19 protein-coding genes are annotated in these 22,418 nt (G+C 51.3%); 2 read left to right on the forward strand and 17 right to left on the reverse strand.

Annotation, left to right across the window (positions count from 1 at the left end):
- Positions 1-51 precede the first annotated feature (51 nt).
- From glmM to ruvC, 4 genes are all read right to left on the reverse strand, one after another.
- Positions 52-1,401: a phosphoglucosamine mutase gene (gene glmM / locus GJQ69_RS07710; RefSeq protein ID WP_086035304.1), complete on the reverse strand. Its 1,350-nt coding sequence runs from the start codon at positions 1,399-1,401 to the stop codon at positions 52-54.
- 73 nt (positions 1,402-1,474) lie between these two features.
- Positions 1,475-2,494, reverse strand: coding sequence for a Holliday junction branch migration DNA helicase RuvB (gene ruvB / locus GJQ69_RS07715; protein ID WP_174193698.1), 1,020 nt, complete (start codon positions 2,492-2,494; stop codon positions 1,475-1,477).
- An 85-nt stretch (positions 2,495-2,579) separates the two neighbouring features.
- A complete protein-coding gene (gene ruvA, locus GJQ69_RS07720) occupies positions 2,580-3,185 on the reverse strand; it encodes a Holliday junction branch migration protein RuvA (RefSeq protein WP_086035302.1) in 606 nt (201 codons plus the stop codon).
- A 10-nt stretch (positions 3,186-3,195) separates the two neighbouring features.
- Positions 3,196-3,705 carry a crossover junction endodeoxyribonuclease RuvC gene (gene ruvC, locus GJQ69_RS07725; protein WP_086036812.1) on the reverse strand — a complete coding sequence of 170 codons (510 nt, stop codon included), beginning with the start codon at positions 3,703-3,705 and terminating at the stop codon, positions 3,196-3,198.
- Positions 3,706-3,960: 255 nt separating this feature from the next.
- On the opposite strand from ruvC, the gene pap reads away from it, so the two are divergent.
- Entirely contained in the window at positions 3,961-5,475 is a 1,515-nt protein-coding gene (gene pap, locus GJQ69_RS07730; protein ID WP_086035301.1) for a polyphosphate:AMP phosphotransferase, read from the forward strand.
- A gap of 82 nt (positions 5,476-5,557) precedes the next feature.
- Here the strand turns inward: pap and GJQ69_RS07735 are convergent, their stop codons facing one another.
- The 13 genes from GJQ69_RS07735 to GJQ69_RS07795 all read right to left on the reverse strand — a co-directional run bounded on the left by GJQ69_RS07735 (position 5,558) and on the right by GJQ69_RS07795 (position 19,726).
- A complete protein-coding gene (locus tag GJQ69_RS07735; RefSeq protein WP_086035300.1) occupies positions 5,558-6,034 on the reverse strand; it encodes a threonine/serine exporter family protein in 477 nt (158 codons plus the stop codon).
- Between the two features lie 3 nt (positions 6,035-6,037).
- Positions 6,038-6,802, reverse strand: a complete 765-nt coding sequence (locus GJQ69_RS07740) for a threonine/serine exporter family protein (protein ID WP_086035299.1) — start codon at positions 6,800-6,802, stop codon at positions 6,038-6,040.
- 21 nt (positions 6,803-6,823) lie between these two features.
- Positions 6,824-7,483 (reverse strand): DUF6320 domain-containing protein, encoded by a 660-nt coding sequence (locus GJQ69_RS07745; RefSeq protein ID WP_174193430.1) that lies wholly within the window; start codon positions 7,481-7,483, stop codon positions 6,824-6,826.
- Positions 7,484-7,497: 14 nt separating this feature from the next.
- Positions 7,498-8,763, reverse strand: a complete 1,266-nt coding sequence (locus GJQ69_RS07750) for a hypothetical protein (protein ID WP_086035297.1) — start codon at positions 8,761-8,763, stop codon at positions 7,498-7,500.
- 54 nt (positions 8,764-8,817) lie between these two features.
- Positions 8,818-9,792 carry an alpha/beta hydrolase gene (locus tag GJQ69_RS07755; protein WP_086035296.1) on the reverse strand — a complete coding sequence of 325 codons (975 nt, stop codon included), beginning with the start codon at positions 9,790-9,792 and terminating at the stop codon, positions 8,818-8,820.
- Positions 9,793-9,838: 46 nt separating this feature from the next.
- The gene (locus tag GJQ69_RS07760) at positions 9,839-11,356 is read right to left on the reverse strand and encodes a DEAD/DEAH box helicase (protein WP_086036811.1); all 1,518 of its coding nucleotides are present in this window, start codon (positions 11,354-11,356) and stop codon (positions 9,839-9,841) included.
- 217 nt (positions 11,357-11,573) lie between these two features.
- Positions 11,574-12,899 (reverse strand): pyrimidine-nucleoside phosphorylase, encoded by a 1,326-nt coding sequence (locus GJQ69_RS07765; RefSeq protein WP_174193432.1) that lies wholly within the window; start codon positions 12,897-12,899, stop codon positions 11,574-11,576.
- A gap of 30 nt (positions 12,900-12,929) precedes the next feature.
- Entirely contained in the window at positions 12,930-13,592 is a 663-nt protein-coding gene (gene deoC, locus GJQ69_RS07770; protein ID WP_086035295.1) for a deoxyribose-phosphate aldolase, read from the reverse strand.
- 82 nt (positions 13,593-13,674) lie between these two features.
- Complete coding sequence (locus tag GJQ69_RS07775; protein ID WP_086035294.1) at positions 13,675-14,595, reverse strand: ABC transporter permease; 921 nt, start codon at positions 14,593-14,595, stop codon at positions 13,675-13,677.
- Positions 14,585-15,712 carry an ABC transporter permease gene (locus GJQ69_RS07780; RefSeq protein ID WP_174193434.1) on the reverse strand — a complete coding sequence of 376 codons (1,128 nt, stop codon included), beginning with the start codon at positions 15,710-15,712 and terminating at the stop codon, positions 14,585-14,587. The genes GJQ69_RS07775 and GJQ69_RS07780 overlap by 11 nt, the downstream gene beginning before the upstream one ends.
- Positions 15,705-17,237: an ABC transporter ATP-binding protein gene (locus GJQ69_RS07785; protein ID WP_086035292.1), complete on the reverse strand. Its 1,533-nt coding sequence runs from the start codon at positions 17,235-17,237 to the stop codon at positions 15,705-15,707. Before GJQ69_RS07785 ends, GJQ69_RS07780 begins: the two co-directional genes overlap by 8 nt.
- A 111-nt stretch (positions 17,238-17,348) precedes the next feature.
- Positions 17,349-18,449, reverse strand: a complete 1,101-nt coding sequence (locus GJQ69_RS07790) for a BMP family lipoprotein (RefSeq protein ID WP_174193436.1) — start codon at positions 18,447-18,449, stop codon at positions 17,349-17,351.
- 110 nt (positions 18,450-18,559) lie between these two features.
- Entirely contained in the window at positions 18,560-19,726 is a 1,167-nt protein-coding gene (locus GJQ69_RS07795; RefSeq protein ID WP_086035290.1) for a phosphopentomutase, read from the reverse strand.
- A 531-nt stretch (positions 19,727-20,257) separates the two neighbouring features.
- On the opposite strand from GJQ69_RS07795, the gene GJQ69_RS07800 reads away from it, so the two are divergent.
- Positions 20,258-21,994 carry a peptide ABC transporter substrate-binding protein gene (locus GJQ69_RS07800; RefSeq protein ID WP_174193438.1) on the forward strand — a complete coding sequence of 579 codons (1,737 nt, stop codon included), beginning with the start codon at positions 20,258-20,260 and terminating at the stop codon, positions 21,992-21,994.
- The last annotated feature ends 424 nt before the right edge of the window (positions 21,995-22,418 follow it).

Here is a 22,418-nt window from a genome sequence, read left to right on the forward strand (position 1 = left end):
CTCCTTTAATCTTTGCAGATATATAAAATATAAAAATACGGCAGACAGCGGTCAGGCAAGCTGCTCTTTTACAACCGCCGCAACGGATTCCGCAACAGTATGAATCAGCTTTTTGTCCAGCCCTTCCACCATAACGCGCAAAAGCGGCTCGGTGCCGGAGGGGCGCACAATAATGCGTCCGTCGCTGCCCAGCTGTTTGCGTGCCTTTTCAACTGCGGCAGCAACTTTCTCATCGGTGGCAAAACGTTTTTTGCCGTCCGGCTCCACTTCCACGTTAATCAGCACCTGCGGGTAACGTGTCATCAGTGTAGCAAGGGAGCTAAGCTTTGCCTGACGGCGCTTCATGATTGCCAGCAGCTGGGCGGCGGTCAGTTCACCGTCACCGGTTGTGGCATAATCCAAGAAAATGACATGGCCGCTCTGTTCACCGCCAAAGTTGTAGCCTTCCTGCTGCATTTTTTCCAGCACATAGCGGTCACCGACCTTGGTTGCCTCAAAGTGCATGCCGTTGTCCTCACAAAAACGGCTGAAACCCATATTGGTCATAATGGTACCGACCGTGGTATCCTTTGCCAACACGCCGCGGGATTTCATATCTGCCGCACAAATGGCCATAACAAAGTCGCCGTCCACCAGCTTGCCCTTGTCGTCCACCGCAAGGCAGCGGTCCGCGTCACCGTCAAAAGCCACACCGGCGTCCAGTCCTGCTTCCCGTACAAAAGCCATTAAGCTTTCCATATGGGTGGAACCGCAGCGGTCGTTGACATTTACGCCGTTTGGCTGGTCTGAAATCATGTGGCACTCCGCGCCGAGCTTGGTGAAAAGCTTTTCCGCTGTGCGGGAAGCGGCGCCGTTGGCACAGTCAATGCCAATATGCAGGCCATCCAAAGAATCCAGAACCGTTTCCGCAATATGATTGATATAGTCCTCCACAGCATCCGGTTCAACGGTCACGGTACCGATATTGCCGCCGACCGGAACCGGTACACCTTTGCCGCCGGAGAGGACAATCGTTTCGATTTTATCCTCCAGTTCGTCCGGCAGCTTATAGCCGTCGCCGGAAAAAATCTTAATACCGTTAAACTGGCAGGGGTTATGGCTGGCGGTCAGCATAACACCAGCATCTGCCTCATACTTGCCGACCAAAAAAGCAACGGCCGGCGTGGGGATAACCCCCAGCTGTACGACATCGGCACCTACGCTGCAAAGACCGGCCGTAATAGCAGCCTCCAGCATATCAGAAGAAATACGGGTATCCTTGCCAATCAGAATACGCGGGTGACGATTTTCAGCGTCCGTAAGAACCGTTGCCGCCGCACGGCCAATCTGCAATGCCAGCTCACAAGTAAGTTCTTTGTTTGCAATTCCCCGGACACCGTCCGTACCAAATAGTCTGCCCATTGTTTTTCACTCCTATATCAATCTGTCTGTCTATATTTTCTATCTATAAAATCCCTATATAGGGAAAGAAACCTTAGTAAATCTTCTGCTGCTGCGGGACGTCCTCTCCCGGCGGCTTCAGGCCCAAATGGCAATACGCCGCCTTGGTCGCAACACGGCCGCGCGGCGTGCGTGCCAGAAAACCAATCTGCATGAGATATGGCTCATATACATCCTCCAGGGTGACCGCCTCCTCCCCAATGGCAGCGGCCAGCGTTTCCAGGCCGACCGGTCCGCCGTTGTAGTAACGAATCATCGTGGTTAGCAGCCGCCGGTCATTGGCATCCAATCCCAATTCATCGACTTCCATGCGGTCCAATCCCAGCTTAGCGGTATTGTAATTGATAACACCGTCGTCACTGGAAACCTGCGCAAAATCCCGTACCCGTTTGAGCATTCGGTTGGCAATGCGCGGGGTACCGCGGCTGCGCGAGGCAATCTCCAGCGCACCATCGGCATCGATAGCAATGCCCAGAATTTTCGCAGACCGTGTGACTATTTGTGCTAACTCCTGCGGAGAATACATTTCCAGACGCAGCACCACACCAAAGCGGTCCCGCAGCGGTGCGGAAAGCTGACCTGCCCGGGTAGTGGCACCCACTAGTGTAAACTTCGGCAGCGGCAGGTGGTAGCTTGCCGCCATCTGTCCTTTGCCGGTAATAATATCAATGGAGTAATCCTCCATTGCCGGATACAAAATTTCCTCTACGGTACGCGGCAGGCGGTGCACCTCATCAATAAACAGTACATCCCCCTGGTTCAGGTTTGTCAGAATCGCCGCCAAATCGCCGGGCCGTTCAATGGCTGGACCGGAAGTGACCCGCAGGTTTACTCCCAGCTCGTTTGCAATAATACCTGCAAGCGTTGTTTTGCCCAGTCCCGGTGGCCCGTAAAGCAGTACATGATCCAGCGTTTCCTGCCGCTGGAGGGCCGCTTCTATAAAGACAGCGAGGTTGGACTTCACCTTTTCCTGCCCGATATAATCCGCCAGGTGGCGCGGCCGCAGCGGATTTTCCGTTTCTTCATCGTCCGGTGAATATTCCGGTGCGACCATTCGGTTCTCCAAATCAAAGTCGTCTTCCTTGTACTCCAAGCTGGCAGCCTCCTTTCCCCGGCGTTTTCACCGGCACCCTTTCCGCTTATCTGGCACTGCCAAAGCTTTTCAGTGCCAGACGAATCAGTTCTTCCACCGGCAGGCTGCTGTCCAGTTTGGCGACCGCGCTGTTTGCCTCACTGACAGAGTATCCCAATACCGTCAGGGCATTGACTGCCGCTTCCGCATTGCCCGCCGCCGAAAGAACGCCAGTCGGCTGCTGCAATAGGGACGGGTCGGCGGCCTGCATAGATTTTACTTTATCTTTCATTTCCAGCACAATGCGCTGGCCAAGTTTTGGTCCTACCCCGTTCGCACGAGTAAAGGCCTTGCTGTCACCCGTAGCGGCCGCGGCAGCGACCTGCTCCGGCGTCAGTACAGAAAGAATGGACAGCCCTGCCTTTGGTCCCACACCACTGATAGTTGTCAGCATTTTAAAGCAGTTCAGTTCTGCCTTGGTTGCAAAACCAAACAGCTCCAGCGCATCTTCCCGCACATTCAGGTGTGTATAAAGTTTTGCTTCCTGTCCAAGCTGCGGCAGTGCCTTTTGCGTGTTCATAGTCGTACGGCATAAAAAGCCAACACCCGCGCATTCTATCACTGCAATGTTAGGCTCTATGTGTGTTAAAGTACCTTTTAAGCTGTAAAACATTCTGTGCCTCCTACTGACGGAACTGTTCCAAAGTCTGGCGGCGCATGGCGCTGGCACTTGCCTGCCCGTGGGTAATGGCCATAGCCAATGCATCCGCTGTATCGTCCGGCCGAGGAACCTCTTTCAGGCACAGCAGGCGGCGTGTCATTTCCATGACCTGCGGCTTTTTGGCATTGCCATAGCCGGTTACCGCCTGCTTCACCTGCATGGGCGTGTATTCGTACACGGGGCACACGGCCTGCTGACAGGCCAGCAGAATAACGCCTCTGGCTTCTGCCACACCGATGCCGGTTGTTTTATTGTTCGTAAAATACAGTTTTTCAATCGCGGCGGCCTGCGGCTTCCAGCGTTCCAGCACAGCATTTAATTCATCATAAATTTGCTGCAGACGCAGACCGAACGGTGCACCTGCCGGCGTAGTGATAGCACCGGATGCCAGCGGAACATAGCGCCCTGCCCGCGTGCGCAGAACGCCCCAGCCAACAATGGCATAGCCCGGGTCTATCCCCAAAACAATCACGCCGGCGCCCCCTTTTCTGCCAAATTCTGCAGACATCAGTTACACGTCATTATAACACATTTTTATGCAAAAGCAAAACGGAAACGCGGCGGTTTTCACTTAGAATTTCTTCGTGATTTTTAATAAAATGATTGCTGAAAATAAAAAATCCGTGTATACTTAATACCGATTTTTGGAAGGTACCTCTCCTTTCTGTCAAATATCTGCAGTGGTGCTAGGACATACCGCCGTTTCTATGAACAGGAGGCCCCTCTTATGCTGGAAAAAGTAAATATGAAAGAAACCGTTTTCAAAGAAGACTACAAAAAGCGAATCAAGCCGCTGCAGGCATCGCTGTCCGCACTGGACGGCCCGATGAAAGCCGCCGGTCTGCCCGTTATCATTCTGTTTGAAGGCTGGGGCAGTTCCGGAAAGGGCCGTGTGATTTCCCGCCTGATTCTCAATTTTGACCCGCGCTGGTTTACAGTCGTCAACACACAGCCGCCCACCCCGCTGGAACGCCGTGAACCGGTCATGTGGCGTCACTGGCTGACACTGCCGGAGGCCGGACAAATGTCCATTATGGACCGCTCCTGGTACCAGGAAGTCAGCATTCTCCGACTGGAGGAAGCGGTGGATGACCTGACAAACCTGCGCCATATGAACGAAATCAACAATTTCGAGCGTAACCTGACCGACAACGGATATTTAATTATTAAGTTCTTTCTCCATATTACACAGAAAGAGCAAAAGGCACGGCTGGAAAAACTGGACAGCGACAAAAACACCGAATGGCGCGTCACGCCGGATGACTGGCGCCGCTGCCGTCAGTACGACAAATACTATAGTGTCTTTGATGAAATGCTGGAGTATACCAACACCCCCTATGCGCCGTGGCACGTCATCTCCGGCATGAACGATGAAGTGCGCACGCTTGCGGTGTTTCGCACAGTAAACGACGCTGTACACAAAGCGCTGAAACTTCATGCGGAAAAGGCCGCTGTACCGCAGACCGCTTCCGGCGCCATTGACCCCGGGCTGTATCACTTGCTGACCATGCCAAAAATACAGAATGTTGACCTTTCTCCAACCTTGAAAAAGGACAAGTATAAAAAACATCTGAAAAAAGAGCAGGCGCGCCTTTCGGAACTGCACAATATCATCTACCGCAGAAAAGTGCCCGTCATAATTGTATATGAGGGCTGGGACGCCGCCGGAAAAGGCGGCAATATCAAGCGTGTTTCCGAAGCGCTGGACCCGTGCGGCTACGAAGTTGTGCCGATTGCTGCACCAAGCTGGGAAGAAAAAGGCCGACATTTTCTATGGCGTTTCTGGCGGCACCTGCCAAAGGACGGCCATATTGTTATCTTTGACCGTTCATGGTACGGCCGTGTCATGGTGGAACGCATTGAGGGATTCTGCACGCCGGAGGATTGGCAGCGTGCTTACCGCGAAATCAATGAATTCGAGCGGCAGCTGCACGACTGGGGCGCCGTCATCATCAAATTCTGGCTGCAGATAGACCCAGACGAACAGCTGCGCCGGTTTGAAGCCCGGAAGAATGACCCCACAAAACAGTGGAAAATTACAGATGAAGACTGGCGCAACCGCAAAAAATGGCCGCAGTATGAAACAGCTGCCAATGATATGTTGCAGTACACTTCCACCGACTTTGCCCCATGGCACATTATTGAAGCAGACGATAAAAAATTTGTGCGTGTAAAAACGCTGGAACTCATCAATCAGTCAATTGTAAATCGGCTGGAAAAGGATAAAAAACATCATCTCTGATTTTTCCGACAACAAAAGAGGGCCCTGCCCACAGATTTCACCATCTGTAGGCAGGACCTTCTTGATTTTCGATGTGTCAAATCTATTTGGAAGAGGCGTCACTCTGTCTTCTGAGGCGTTCCTCTTCTTTTTGATGTTTTACCGTCGTGAACAAGCGTACTGTGGAGGAAACCAGCAAAACACCCAGTGCAATTGCACCTGCAATGCCAAAGGTATGCAGACCTGTACTTAAAAACCTGCTGTTGTCACCGGAAACCGCGTACTGCATAGTGTTGTAAATGCCGCCGCCTGGCACCATGGGCAGCATGGAAACCAGTAGGAAACCTGTGACCGGTGTTTTATTCAGCCGCGCCATCACTTCCGAATAAGCCGAAACGGCGATGGAGGCCATTAGGTATTGAAACAAATCATTATGGGAAAAGCCAAATAAAAGATAAATGCACCAGCCAATCGCACCGCCAAGTGATGCCCAGACCATTCGCCAGCCTTTCAGGTGCACACACATACAGTATGCCACACAAGCAACAAAGCCATAACAGCACGGAAGCAGGAACTGCATTTGTCACACCCCCCACAGAATTCTGGAAATGACCATGACAACGCCAACTCCCAGTGCAATCGCCATGGCAACCAGCATACTTTCCACAAAACGCAGCATACCGGAAAGGTAATCAGCAGAAAGGATATCCCGCATAAAGCTGGTAATCGCGATTCCAGGAACCAAATTCATAACACCGCCGATAATCATGTGGTCAATGCTTAAACTCGGGAAAAAATGTGCCGCGCTCAAACAGATAATGCCGATGCCCGCACTTTCCAAAATGGTAGAAAAGAAAGAATTGGCATGGTATTTTAAAAAGACACCCTGCATCCAACAGACCAGCAGACCGGTCAGAGCACTGACTGCCGCATCCGCTGCACTGCCGCCATAGAAGAGTGTAAAGCCAAAGGCCACACCCGCAAATCCGAGTGTGCGCAGCCAGCGGGGACTCCCCGAAGATTTTTCTATCTCCAGCACCTGTTCTTTCAGCTTATCCAGCGGTGGCCGCACATGACAGGCATGCCGGCACAGGTCATTCAAACGGTCAACTTTTTCCAAGTCCATGCAGCGGTCTTCTATTTGGCAAATACGCGTAATAGGCACGCCGTCTGGCCGCGAAATGGTCACATTGATGCAGGTCGTCAGGGCAAAAATATTGCTGTCCGCAACGTGATAGGCCGCAAAAAAACGATGCATAGATTCCTCTGCACGGTAAATTTCTGCACCATATTTTATCAGCAGACAACCTATTTCCATGCATACTGAAACCAGTTCATTATAGTCCATCCTCGTATTCCCCCGGCCAGATTATAAATGAAGCCTTCTGCGTAGTTCCTCTCTGACTTTCCTGCCGCGAAAAATCAGCATAGCCGCCAGCATAACCGTGCTTACACCTACACACAGCAGGCTGGGCAGCGGCACCGTAATGCAGCCTGTTAAAAGCAGAACCAGCTGAATAACACCCATCAGGGCATCCACCAGCAAATACACAATCAAGCTGCCAGCCGCCACATGGAACAGGCGGCTGAGAAACACAAGTACAACCATAACACCCATGCTGACGATTGGCAGTACATAATTGATGCTCCATCCCCACCAACCGGTAAAATAATCCCACAGGACACTCAGCAGACCGACTAAAAAGACTTCCCATACCATGGTCTTTGGGATATTCCGCTGTTTATAAAGTGCCAGCCCCAGCGTCATCCACATACAGACAACACCGCCCAGCACAAAAAGACTCCACTGCCCATGTTTGCGAAACAAAAAATTCAGCAGCAGACAGATAATACACGCCGACACACTGGAAAGCGCCAGAATGGAAATCCACAGCTTATGTTTTTTATGTTCATTGGGCAGTCTTGGGAAGCCGCTCGGCTCCGCTTCACCGTGCAGAACTGCATTGCAGAGCGGGCAGTGCTCCCGATTTCCCCGAACACTAACTTTACACTTATCACAGTATTTCAATATCATGCGCCCCCTTACCTGTTTTCTGAAAGGTTTGTGTCAACCTCCACTGGAATTCCCTCCGCTGTCAGAAAGCGGAAAAAGCAGCGCTGAATATCTGTATCCGCAAAAGCGGAAGAAAAGCTGAATGTAATTTTGTCCTCATAGGTCAAACTGCATAGCTGCATCTTTTCTGTACTGACAAAGACCGCAAACTGGCGCAGATAGGGCGCAACCTGCGGCGGCATATGGATAATGCCAACATTAGAAACCGCGCTGGTCTCTTTTCGGCTGGTGGAACGGTAGCCCACACGCATGGCAAAATCCTTACAAGACAGCGGTGAAATCCGCGCAAACGGGTTTCGGATAAGCCCTATATACTGGTTAACACGGTACTGCAGCTCCGCCGGAGAAAGGCCCTTCTGAAACTGCTGTTCCAACGTATGCAGGATATCCTGCATACTGCCGTCTCCTTTGGAAAAGTTGTAGCCAACGTCCATAACACTGAAAAAGTTGCGCGCTGAAGCGGAACGGAAATGGTTGCGCAGATTGACTGGAACAGCCAATACAACCGGCCGCTTCAGGTCCCGCACCGGCATTTCGCTGCGAATGGCACGAATCACCAGCGCGCACAGCACCATCGTCAGGCTTGTTTTGCAGCGGTGACTGTAGTCCAACAGGGCTTTGACCGGCGCCGTTCCAATGACAACATTCAAATTTCCGTCCGGCTCTTTCGTTCCATGCAGGTGCAGAGCACGGTGCACATGGCGTGTTTTCGGCTTTTTTTGATGATTCGCATACCGCTCAAAACTGTCATCCATGCTTTGTGTTTCACTGGCATCATAGTCAAGGTCCGGCAGTCCCCCCAGTTCTTTGGGGTGTACAATCTGCAAATACCGAAAAATAAGAACCCGCAGAAAGTGCATAGCACCGGTTCCGTCCGAAACAGCGTGAAACACTTCCAGATTAACATGGCATTCATAGTAAGTTACTTCAAACAGCAGCGTGTGTACGTCACGGTCATAAAGCGGCGAACACGGCGGCCGATACTCTTTTCGTGCCACGGGGCGAATATCTGATTCCTCCAAGTAATACCAAAACATGCCACGTTTCAAAATGACTTGAAAGCCTGGGAACAGCTCCAGTGTCTGCTCCAGCGCCTGCTGCAGCGGACCCGGCTGTACCAGTTCCTTCAGTTCGCAGACAAAACAAAACACCTTGGGGTCGCGGCGGCTGCTGGTACATGGAAAAATTTTCGCTGCTGTATCCAGCCGTGCCCACCGAAACTTCGAATGGCTCAAGATTCTCCCTCCTTCGCCCGCCGAACAGGTTTTCACAATTCTTGTGTGAAACTTTCAGCTGCGTTTCTCCTCCCATTGCTGTACGGAATGTTCTGTAACATCCAGAAACGCATTGATATATTGATAGGCCGTCCGCACAGGCACCGGATACCCCGGCAAAGACAAAAAGCCGTGCAGACAGTCCGGAATGCGGTGCATTTCCACCACATTGCCGGCATTTTTCAGTTTTTGGCCGTACGCTTCCCCCTCGTCCCGCAGCGGATCGAACTCCGCTGTTAAAACCAATGTTTTCGGCTGACGAGAACAGTCCGTTTCATTCAGCGGTGCAAAATACGGATTGTGCAAATCCTCATCGCTGCTTTTATACAAATCGACATAGTCTTCTACCCGCTGGGAAGTGAGCATATTGTTCCACCCATTGGTACGGATAGACACATACGGGGAAGTTTTCGGATTGTGGTCATAATGGGTGCTGGGATAAAGCAAAATTTGGCGTGCGGGGACCGTTTTTCCTTGGTCGCGCAGAACCAAAGACACCGCCGCCGCCAAATTTCCCCCAGCGGAATCGCCAATCAAGGTAATGCGGGAAGCATCTACAGAAAAAGTATCCGCGTGCAGAAAGACACTGCTGACCGCAGCCAAACAGTCCTGCAGTCCTGCCGGAAAGGGGTGTTCCGGTGCCAGACGATAATCTACGCTGATGACCTGGCAGCCCGTCAGACGAGCCATCAAAATACACACATCATTATAGGAGTCAATATCCCCCAGCACCCAACCGCCGCCATGGAAAAACAGGAGTAGGTCCCCCGGGCGGCGTTTGCTGCCGTCCGGTGTAAAAATGCGTACAGGGACCTCATGTCCTTGGCAAAAAACCACTTGATTCCAGGGGCGGTACAGTGGCTGCAGCAAAGACGGATGTGCGGCACGGTCAAACCGCCGCGCCAGTTTATAACTTTTTTTAATGTTGATTTTACTGGTATTCCTTGTCAGTGCCGAAATGGCAAAGCGCATTGGCTTTGAGAATGCCATAGTATCCTCCTTCTGCAAGGGGTGTCATTTCGTTTGGGATGCTTTTTTACAGATGATGCTTCAGCGGCTGGTCAGCCGGACGGCTGCGCAGCGGTTTCGGCAGATATTTCATCAGGTCACGGCGTACCTGCCGATGTGCTGATTCCTTTGGCACAGGCACACGTGATTTCTCCACCGGACGACTGTGCTTTTTTGCGGCGGGAACAGATGCCTTCGGAAAGTTCTGCTTTTTCGCTGCGTCAATGCCAGCAGATGCTTTACCTTTGGCCCCATTTTTGTGGACGTTCTGATGTGCTGTATGTTTCTCCGGCTTTTTGGGCGCACTGTGTTTCTGTGCAGGTGCTTTCTCCATGCGGCGATTGCGTGCCGCCTGTGCTGCAGCACGGCGTTTCACCTGCTTCTTTTGGCGCTCCTCTTTACTCATGGGCACCAGATTCTGCATGGGATACGGGTGCTCTTTAATCTCCGGCACTTTTTTCCGAATCAGCTTTTCAATCTGTTTGAAATCCGCTTTTTCATCGATGCTGCAAAAAGAAATCGCAGTGCCGCTGCTGCCGGCACGGGCTGTACGGCCAATACGGTGGACGTACGTTTCCGGTACTTCCGGAATATCAAAATTAAAGACGTGCGAAATATCCGGAATATCAATGCCGCGGGCGGCAATATCCGTTGCCACCAGCACACGCACCTGATGGCAGCGGAACTTGGTCAGCGCTGCCTGACGGGCATTCTGGCTTTTGTTTCCGTGAATGGCTGCCGCTGTAATGCCGGCACGGGTAAGGTCACGCACCACACGGTCCGCGCCGTGTTTGGTGCGGGTAAAGACCAGTGCCGAAGAAATACGCGGGTCTTTCAACGCCCAAATCAGCAGCTTGCCCTTGTTGTTTTTATCGACATAACAAACTTCCTGCGCAATGGCGTCTACTGTAGTAGAGGGCGGCGTTACACTGATTTCTATCGGGTCCTGCAGGATGCTGTCCACCAGTGAACGAATCTCTTTCGGCAAGGTAGCGCTGAACATCAGGTTCTGCCGCTGCGCGGGCAGCTGTGCAATCACCCGCTTCACGTCACGGATAAAGCCCATATCCAACATGCGGTCCGCCTCATCCAATACAAAAATCTCCAGGTGTGACAGGTCGATATAGCCCTGCCCAATCAGGTCGTTCAGCCGACCAGGCGTGGCCAGCAAAATTTCGGCGCCTTTCTTCAGCTGCTGAACCTGGGCATTCTGGCTGACACCGCCGTAAATGACACAGCAGTTTAAAGGAAGTCCCTTTCCGTACAAGCGAAAATTGTCGTAGTTTTGAATGGCCAGTTCACGGGTAGGCGTTAATACCAATGCGCGGATAGGGTGACCGGAAACCGGCGCCTGTGCCAATCTTTGCAGAATGGGCACGGCAAAAGCAGCTGTTTTTCCGGTGCCTGTCTGGGCACAGCCAAACAGGTCGCGCTTTTGCAGCACCTGCGGAATGGCTTTCTGCTGAATCGGTGTAGGTTCAGTATAACCGGTACGCTTTAAATTTTTGAGAATTTCGGGCATAATTTGCAGTGATTGAAAATCCATAGTATTCTCTTTTCGTTCTTTTTTCTGCTGATAACACGGGAAAAACAAATTTTTCTCTTTTTCCGCATTTTTACAGTATCCTGTTTAATTGAATAGATTATACCATGCTTTTGCCTGCAAGACAAACGGAATTCGCCGTGCGGACATACAAGCGGCAAAAAGACGACATGAAAAAGCCGCAGGATTTTCCCCCGCGGCCGGAAATTAAATATATTTTTTAGGCAAATTTTTCTACACCATCCGCTGTTACTCTCGCATGAATCAACGGAACCGCGGTCGGCTTCTGGCTGCTAATTACAACCGCGCTGCGGAAAAGCTCCGCAGCTGCACGGCACTTTTCGTCCGTCGCGGCATATAGGACAGCAATCGGCTCCCCGCGCTGCACACGGTCGCCGGTTTTTTTCTGCAGCACAATACCGGCGCTGTGGTCAATGGCTTCCCCTTTCTTTTCACGTCCGGCACCCAGCTCAACCGCCGTAATGCCGCACTTTTCTGTATCCATGGCGGTCATCCAGCCATCCTGTTCCGCTGCAACGGTATACGATGCTCCAGCCTTGGGGAAACGGTCCGGGTTTTCCAACACAGAAATATCTCCGCCCTGCGCGGCAGCCATTTCCTCAAATTTACGAAAGCCTGCGCCGTTGCTCATTTGTTCCCGTGCCATTTTGCGGCAGACGTCCGGTTCGCCTTTTCCGGCAAGATACAGCATATTGGCCGCCAGCTCCTGACAAACAGTCGTCAGGTCATCCGGGCCCTCGCCGTGCAGTGTCTGACAGACTTCTTTTATTTCCAGTGCATTGCCAATACATCTGCCAAGCGGACGGTCCATATCGGTAATGAGCGCAACTGTCCTGCGGCCAACGTGTTCACCAATCTGCACCATTGCCTCCGCAAGACGAATGGAGTCCTCCTTGGTTTTCATAAAGGCACCGCTGCCGGTTTTGACGTCCAGCAGAATCCGGTCCGCGCCCGCCGCTATCTTTTTACTCATAATACTGGAGGCAATCAGCGGAATAGAACTGACGGTAGCAGTTACGTCCCGCAGGGCATACATCTTTTTGTCCGCCGGCACCAGGTTTCCGGTCTGTCCGACAACACAGCAGCCCACTTCCTGTACAATCTCAAAAAAGCGTTTCTGACTCAGCGCCGTGGACAGGCCGGGAATGGACTCCAGTTTATCAATGGTGCCGCCTGTATGCCCCAAACCGCGTCCGCTCATCTTAGCAACCCGCACACCCAAAGAGGCAGCCACCGGTGCAACAATCAGGGTAGTTTTATCCCCTACACCGCCGGTGGAATGTTTATCTACCTTAATGCCCGAAATAGCAGACAGGTCCACCATATCACCGGAATGTGCCATGGCCAGTGTCAGTTGTGCGGTTTCCGCTGCTGACATGCCGCGCAGATAAATCGCCATTAGAAACGCGCTGGCCTGATAATCCGGAATGTCTCCGTTTACATAACCTGTAATAAAATACTGAATTTCTTCTTGTGTCAGTGTGCCGCCGTCGCGTTTTTTTGCGATAATATCATACATGCGCATATCAAATTTCTCCCTTTCCACGCAAACCTATTAGCCCTGCGCTTCCTGCTTTTTCAGAATTTTAATGATGCGGCTGGTGCCAAGTCTGCTGGCACCCAGCTCAATGAATTTCTGTGCATCTGCAAGGGATGCAATACCGCCCGCGGCTTTAATACGCACCTGTGGGCCAACATATTTCCGGAACAGCGCCACATCTGCAAAGGTTGCGCCGCCCTCTGAAAATCCGGTAGAGGTCTTAATAAAGTCAGCGCCGGATTCAGTCACGACTTTGCACATATGGATTTTTTCTTCTTCCGTCAAAAGGCAGGTTTCAATAATCACTTTCAGGATATGGTTGCCGCAGGCTTTGCGAAGCTGCTGAATCTCGTCCAGCACTTTGTCATACAAGCCGTCCTTTACCCAACCGATGTTGATAACCATATCGATTTCGTCCGCGCCGTTTGCCAGTGCGTCCTTCGCCTCAAAAACTTTGGCTGCTGTGGTCGTGTATCCGTTTGGAAATCCAATTACCGTACAAACCGCCATGCGGTCCCCGACATAATCTTTTGCTTGTTTCACATAGCTTGCCGGTATACACACGGAAGCCGTGTGGTAATGCATAGCGTCGTCACAGATTTTCTGAATCTGTGCCCAAGTGGCATCCTGTTTCAGCAGGGTATGGTCCACCATACTGCATATTTTTTGTGTATCCATTATAAAATCCTTCTTTCTCAATTTTCCAAAAAAGCAAAAGCGGGGCGACCACACAAGGGAGTCGTCCCGGTTTTTACATTGTTCAGCGTGTACCCTTTTCGTAGGGCAGGCCGTCTGCCTTCGGTGCTACGGAACGGCCGACAAACAGGACCAGTACCACAATGCTTAAAATATAAGGCAGCATTGCCAGCACTTCGGTTGGAATCGGCACATTCTTTAAACCAAGGAACACCGACAGCGCTTCGGCAAAGCCGAACAGCAGGCAGGCACCATAGGCACCCTGCGGTGTCCATTTGCCGAAAATCACTGCGGCCAGTGCAATAAAGCCATGGCCGCTGATAGCGGTTGGTGTAAACTGCTGGATAACGGCCAGTGTCATAGAAGCGCCGCCCAAACCGGCCAGCATACCGGAAACAAGGACACAAATGTAGCGTGTACGGTCTACGCTGATACCCAGCGTATCCGCCGCCGCCGGATGCTCACCGACAGAACGAATACGCAGACCCCACTTTGTGCGGTACAGCACAAACCACATAATCAGCATAGTTGCCAGCGCCAGCACAACCGTAATGTCAAGGTTCAGGTTCTGTGCGACGGTATTTTCCTGTGCGTCGCCCAAAATTTTCGGCAGCTTGTGCGGAACTGGCTGGCTCATAGTCGCACCGGAGAAACACAGGCGGCACAGGAACAGCGCCAGCCCGGGTCCAATCAAATTCAGCGCAATGCCAGAAATGGTCTGGTCCGCTTTAAACGTAACTGCTGCAATGGCATGAAGCAGCGCAAAAGCCGCGCCCGCAATCCCAGCCGCCAGAAACCCAATCCACGCGTTTCCAGAAAAATAGCCAACTGCCGCACCCACAAAGGCACCAACGGTCATCATGCCCTCAATACCGAGGTTGACCACGCCGGAGCGTTCGGAAATGACACCCGCCAAAGCACCAAAAATCAGCGGTGCCGAATACATCAGGGTAATTCCTACCAATAAGGAAATGTTATTTAGCATTGCGCATCCCCCTTTTCTCCAGCCGCACAGCCAGCGCCGGAACTACTTTTGTCAGGGCAACAAAGAACACAATCGTGCCAATCATAATGTTGATAATTTCACTGGGGGCACCAATGTTGGCCTGAATGGACTGGCCGCCGTACAGTAGACCGCCGAAAAGCAGGCCCGCAAAAATACAGCCGATTGGTGAGCTGCCCGCAATGAAGGCAACTGACAAACCATTAAATCCGTTGTTTTCAAAGGCGGAAAGGATAGAAATGCGGTGCGGATTTGTGCCGGTAATGGCCATGGATGCTGCCAGACCGGAAAGGGCACCGGCAATCAGCATGGTAAGCACGATATTTTTAGTGACGGAAATGCCGGCAAATTCCGCCGCGTCCCGGTTAAGACCCACAGCACGCAGTTCATAGCCGCGGGAAGAACGGTACAGCAGCAGCCATACCAGAATGGCAGCGGCAATCGCCACCAGGAAGCCAAAGTTGACGTCCGTTTTCAGCAGCACTTCCTTCAGCAGCTTATGCTGACTGAGAAAAGCGATGCCCGCGTCGCTGGTTTTCCAGTTCGGCAGCAGCATGGTATAGCTGCTGGGATTCACCGGATAAGCAGCCATTGTGTTCGGCTGGTGGAAGACAGAGGACTGCACCGCCAGATTGGAAAGGTACAGCGCAATCCAGTTCAGCATAATGCTGGTCAGCACCTCATGAATGCCGAACTTTGCCTTCAGGAATCCCACAATGCCGCCCCAAAGCGCGCCGGCAACCATGCCGGAAATCACAACCAGCGGAATTTGAATGACCGGTGGAAAATTGCACAGATAGCCTACAATATTTGCGGTCATCGCACCCACTATGTACTGCCCTTCTGAGCCGATATTGAACAGCCCCACTTTATAGGCAAACGCCACACTCAGGGCAGTCAGCGTAATGGGGGTTGCCTTGATAATCACGTTGGAAATGTACTTTGGCCGCCCCAAAATGCCGTTGAACAGGGCACCGAAGGACGCCCCCGGGTTGTAGCCGGTTACGGCCAGCACGATGGCTGCCACGAGGAAACCGCACAAAATAGCGATAATCGTAGAGGTAATCGGCTTTTTCAGGATTTTTACTGTTCTATCCATTCAGTTTGCCTCCTGCCATCAGCAGGCCTATTGTTTTCTCGTCCACTTCGCCCTGCTTAAAACTGCCTGCAATCTGTCCCTTGTACAGAACAGAAATCGTATCAGAAACGCTCATAATCTCGTCCAGTTCCAACGACACCAAAAGAATGGCACAGCCGTGGTCCCGTTCCCGAATCAGTGTCTTATGTACATACTCGATTGCGCCGACGTCCAGTCCGCGTGTCGGCTGCACGGCAATCAGCAAATCCGGCTCGTTCGCCACTTCACGAGCGATGATAACCTTTTGTTGGTTGCCACCGGAAAGACCGCGGGCCGGTTCGTCCACACAGTCCGCCGGACGAATATCATAGTCCTTAATGAGGTCCTTTGTGTAGGACGCAATTTCACCGCGGTTGAGCAGCCCCCGGTGACAGAACGGTTCCTGATTGTACTTTTCCAGTACCATATTTTCTTTTACTGAAAAGTCCATAACCAAACCGCGGCGCTGGCGGTCCTCATGAATCGTTGCGACCTTGTGGTGCACTGTATTGTACGGTGTGGTATTCTGAATTTCCGTACCGTTTATCCGAATGGTTCCGCTTTCCGTTTTGCACAGGTTGGTAATGGCCTCTACCAGCTCTTTTTGGCCGTTGCCGTCAATGCCTGCCAAACCGACAATTTCGCCTGCGTGCACCTTTAGCGACAAATCATTGACCGCTGGCAGACCGCGTTCGTCCTTAACGTGCAGATTGTCAATTTCAAAAACTGTCTTGCCCGGTTTTGCCGGCGTCTTCTGTACCACCAACTGTACCGCATGGCCAACCATTTTGGACGCTAAGTCCTCCTCATCACAATCCGCCACATTCACGGTATCGATATACTTGCCGCGGCGAATGATGGTGCAGGTGCTGGAACTTGCCTTAATCTCTTTCAGCTTATGTGTAATAATGATAATGGTTTTGCCGTCGGCAATCAGATTGTGCAGGATTTTAATCAGGTCATCAATTTCCTGTGGTGTCAGGACAGCTGTCGGTTCGTCCAAAATCAGCAAATCGGCACCGCGGTACAGCGCCTTCAAAATTTCCACACGCTGCTGCATACCAACAGAAATGTCCTCTACTTTTGCGTCGGGGTCCACTTCCAGTCCATATTTTTTTACCAGATTTTTAACGTCTTTCCGTGCTTTTTTCATGTTCAGCACACCAAAGTGGCTGGTCGTTTCGTTGCCGAGGATAATGTTCTGTGTAACCGTAAAATTATCCACCAGCATGAAGTGTTGATGCACCATGCCGATGCCGTGGGCAATGGCCACATTAGGGCTGGTGATATCTGCCTTTTTCCCGTTCAGGTAAATCTCACCCTCATCTGCCTGGTAAAGCCCGTACAGCACATTCATCAGCGTACTTTTGCCCGCACCGTTTTCGCCCAGTAAAGAGTGAATCGTGCCTTTCTTTACATTCAGGTCCACATGGTCCAGCGCACAAAAAGTACCAAAATATTTCGTTATGCCGCGCATTTGCACAGCATACTCGCTGCTGACCTCCATTTCGTCTTACCTCCGCGTAGGATGACTGAATTCCGAAAAAGGCGGAGCGCCCAAGGAGAGCGTTCCGCCCTTACAGGGAACTCAATGAGAGTATCCCGATTTTATTCGTTCTTACAGTGTTTTCTGGAACTTCTCGTACTCTGCCTTGTTTGCCGGAGGCACGATTTTGCCGCTCTTAATGTCGGATTCGACCTTCATAGCAGCATTATAAGTAGCGTCGCCCATCAACTTATGCTCGGTCGGAATGCCAACAGCATCTTCGGTCAGGCCGTAGGTGTAGGTCTTGCCGCCGATTGCCTCGCCCTTCATGGACTTTTTGGAAACGTCCTCAACCGCGGAATGAACCAGCTTCAGTGCAGAGGTCAGGACATTGTTCGGTGCCAGGTAAGCCTGGTCACGGTCAACGCCGATAGCGTATTTGCCACTGTCTTTTGCAGCATTGATAACACCAACGCCAACACCACCGGCTGCATGGAACACAATGTCGCAGCCGCTGGAGTACATGCTGTTTGCGATTGCCTTGCCCTTGGAAGAATCGGAGAAGCTCTCTGCATACTGTGCATTGACCGTAATCTTCTTATTCAGTTCTTTTGCCGCATAGGCAACACCGGCCTTATAGCCATACTCGAACTGGTCGATGATGTTGCTGTTGATACCGCCGACAAAACCGACCTTACCGGTCTTTGTAGTCTTGCCTGCAATGTAACCGACAATGAAAGAAGGCTCCTGTGCACGGAACATAACGCCCGTCACATTTTTCGGCATGCTGGAAGCATCATAGCCGTTATCAGCGATGGCATAATTGATATCCGGATTTGCCTTAGCTGCTGTGCTAATAGCCTTTGCCATAGCGAAACCGATGCCCCAGATAAGCTTTGCGTCATCGTCAGCAGCCTTGTCCAGGTTGGTGGCATAGTCGCTTTCCTGCTTGGATTCCATGTAGTTGATATCCGCACTGGCTTCTTTCTTCAGGTTCTGCAGGCCCTCCCAAGAAGATTGGTTGAAGGACTGGTCGTTGACTCCGCCGGTATCGGTAACCATGCGAATCTTATAGCCCTTTGCGCTGCCTGCTGCGCCGGAAGTGCTGGCTGCAGATGCGGCACCGCCCGCTGCTGCAGAAGAACCGGAACTTGCGGCACCACCGCAGCCTGCTGCCGAAACAGCTACGGCGCCGGCTAGAACAGCGGCCAGCAGTTTGTTCATTTTTTTCATTTTTTCTTCCTCCTGTAAAAACAGATGAGATAAAAGATTTTATGCAAACCCGCACGGATACACGGCACACTGCCGTACTGCAGGCTGTACAGCAAAATAAAAGTTCCAAGTCAGCCTAAAATCTGTGTTAAGCGGGAAGTGCCGGTAATCTTCTGCGGCACATCAAAAGCGTCCAGAATGGTTGCGCCAATATCCGCAAAAGTCGGCAGGGTACCCAAATTTGCGCCCGCCTTCACTTTTGGTCCAGCAATCATCCACGGCGTATATTCGCGGGAATGGTCGGTGCTGGGCGTGCTGGGGTCACAGCCGTGGTCAGCGGTGAACATCAAAAGGTCGTCCGGTCCCATATTCTCCAGCAGTCCCGGAATCGCTTTATCCACAGCAGTCAAGCCTTTGGCATAGCCCTCCACGTCGTTGCGGTGACCATACAGCATATCAAAGTCCACCAGATTGACAAAGCAGAGGCCGTTAAAGTCACGCTTTGTCAAAGCAAGCGTTTTCTCCAAGCCGTCATCATTTCCGGTTGTGCGGGTAAATTCCGTAATGCCGCAGCCCGCAAAAATGTCATTAATCTTGCCGACCGCTATGACGTCTTTGCCTGCGTCCGAAAGCTGGTCCAGCATGGTAACTTCCGGCGGCCGGAGGGAAAAATCGTGGCGGCGGGTTGTGCGGGTGTAATTCGGCCATGTGCCGATATACGGCCTTGCAATGACGCGGCCAACGCTGTTCTCTCCTGTTAAAATCTTACGGGCAATTTCACAGTCTTTATAAAGCTCTTCCACCGGAACAATATCCTCATGGGCAGCCACCTGAAACACACTGTCCGCTGAGGTATATACAATGAGGGCACCCGTGCGCTGCTGCTCCTGTCCGTAGTCCTTAATCACTTCTGTACCGGAATACGGCCGGTTGCACAGCACGCCGCGTCCGGTCCGGCGGCTGAACTCTTCCAGCAGGTCCAGCGGAAAACCATTGGGGTAGGTTGGCATCGGCTTTGTAGAGTTAATGCCTGCTATTTCCCAGTGACCAATCGTTGTGTCTTTGCCTTTTGAAACCTCTGTCATGCGTGCGAACGCACCGGTGGGATTTTCCGCCGCGGGGCGGCAGGAAACACCATCGATGTTAAAAAGGCCCAGTTTCTGCATATTAGGCATGGAGAAAGAAGGGCTGGTGGCAGCTGCTGCCAACGTATTGCTGCCCTCATCTCCGTACACGTTGGCGTCCGGCATTTCGCCGATGCCAACACTATCCAGTACAATTAAAAAAATGCGTTTCAAATCTGCATAGTACCTCCCTGTCAATGGATATGCAGAACTCCCCGGGTGAGTGAGTCTCTGCCTTTCTCTGCAACGACAATATTATAATACTTTTTGTATGTTTTTTCTACCCCTTTTTAGCAAAAGTATGTGAAAACGTTCTTTTCCTGTCACAAAGACGTGTTTTTTCCGCTTCTTTGGTTTCTCTCTCTTTATATATTGGTATGGGAAAATACTGCAGCAATGAATTTTGAAAATGCGGGAAAGCTTTTTTGTTAGGCAAAAGGTCTCCGTTTCCTTGTTAAGCGACGCCATTCTGATATCAGTTTATCAAGCTGCCTTTCTAAATTCCGGCTAACGAAAATCCCTTTTTCAGCAAATAAATATCTCTTCTGCACAAATATTTTGCAGGCTGAACTCACATGTTTGTGCATCTGGGAATTCTTATCAAGTGCCGTATGCTTGCAATTCCCCTACCTCAGAAGTATAATATGCGATGTAGCGTGTTGAGTACGAAAGAGTGAGAATGAACAATCGAATGGAGGAAATGTTATGAAGAATGCGCAAAAAGTCGTTGCTCTGCTTCTTGCGGGTACCCTGGCCGTTTCCATGGCTGCCTGCGGCAGCAGCGCAGGCGGCACTGCTGCTTCCGGGGCTGCTTCCGGAACCTCTGCTGCATCTACCAAAAATTTATACCCTGGCACTCCTGACAAGGACATGGTCACCGTAAACCTTCGTGCCGAGCCCCCAGAGCTGAACACTGTTCAGACACAGGATGTTGCCTCTTCCGATATTCTGCGTATGGTTATGTCCGGCCTGACACGGCTGGACAAAAACAACAAGCCGGAGCCGGATATGGCTACCCAGTGGGAAGTCAGCGCGGACAAAAAGACCTACACCTTCCACCTGCGGCAGGACGCAAAATGGAGCAATGGCGACAAGGTCACCGCAAAAAACTTCATCTACGCATGGGAACAGTGCATGGACCAGTCCAACGCCGCACCCTATGCTTTCATCGTGTACACAAACATCAAAAACGGCCGGGCTTACTTTGATGCCACCAAGACACCGGCCACAAAGCGCACCGCTGCCGAAAAGGCAAAGGTCGCAGCTGCTGAGAAGAACCTCGGCTGCAAAGCAAAGGACGACTACACCATTGAGCTGACCTTTGAAAACCCGCTGCCTTACGCCCTGCAGATGATGGCCTTTACCGCTTATATGCCTTTGAACCAGAAGGCTTATGAGTCCATCGGCGCTGACAAGTACGCCAAGGACGCAACGAAAATCGTCACCAACGGTGCATATAAGCTGACCGAGTGGACACATGACGACCACATCATCGTAACCAAGAACCCTGATTTCTGGGATGCGAAGAACAACCAGATTAACAAAGTAAAGTATGTTATGATTAAGGACGCTAACTCCAACATCAACTCCTTCAAGGCTGGCCAGGTTGACTGCATCAACGTCAACGGTGACCAGCTGGACGCCCTGAAGACTCAGGGCCAGCCGATTGAAAGCTATGTTTCTGGTGCGAACTGGTATTTCCAGTACAACACCAAGAAGAAGGGCCTCGACAACGCCAAGATTCGCAAGGCTCTGGGCGAAGCAATCGACGTCAACAGCCTTGTAAAGAACGTTCTGCGCGACAACTCCGTCGCTGCTGACGGTCTGGTACCGACCAACATCAGTGGTGCCAACGGCAAAAACTATGCAAATGGCCGCGAAAAGCTGGTCGGCTTTAACGCTGCAGATGCAAAAAAGCTCTTTGAAGAGGGCCTGAAAGAAGCCGGCCTGACAAAGGATACCTTTAAGCTGTCCCTGATTACAGACGATACTTCCGGCGCACAAAAGCAGGCTGCTTTCTATCAGGAGCAGTGGAAGTCTGTATTGGGCATCAACGTGGAACTGAAGCCGATGGCTTTTAAATCCCGTCTTTCCGCTATGAACAACCACAACTTCGATATGGTCTTTGCTGGCTGGTCCCCGGACTACAACGATGCTATGACTTATCTGGATATGTGGACAACCGGCAACGGCAACAATAACGGCCAATATTCCAGCAAAGAATACGACAGCCTGATTACAAAAGCTACCAAAGAAGCTGACGAAGCAAAGCGTCAGGATTACCTGCGCCAGGCAGAAAAGCTGGTCTGTTCCACCGACTGCGCTATCTACCCGCTGTACTTTGAAACCGTTCCGTATGTCGTTTCCTCGAAGCTTACCGGCATGACCCGTTCCGGCTTCCAGGAATTCGACTTTACGGACGGCGCAAAAATCGTTGGCTAATTTCTGTATACACACGCTGCGTATTTAAGATTCCCAGTAAAAGAACGAACGATAACAGACAGGCAACTGCGCTTGTTTCAGTGCAGCTGTCTGTCTGTTTTTCTTTGTCGTCACGCAAAAGTATACCTTCAAAAGAGAACAAAGTGTGTCGGGAAAATGTTGCTAATGTGGATTTTGGCTTGCAATATGCCGCTTTTTGCAGTATTATATGCAAGTAGTCTTTTTCTAAAATTCATATCTTGTTTTATGGGTATAAGGAGCGGAAAATGGTTTTTATACAAACCGGACAGTGTCCTCTCCCTGCCCAGCTGCAGCGGTACCGGAGCTTTCTGAAAGCGGCCGCTGCGGTTTTCCGCCACGCTTTATGAAAAGGGACAATGCTGAAGCAGTTTCCTGCAAACAGTTTCGGTATTTCACTCTATTG

It is taken from the genome of Caproicibacterium lactatifermentans, from assembly GCF_013315815.1.
Classification (GTDB): Bacteria; Bacillota; Clostridia; order Oscillospirales; family Acutalibacteraceae; genus Caproicibacterium; species Caproicibacterium lactatifermentans.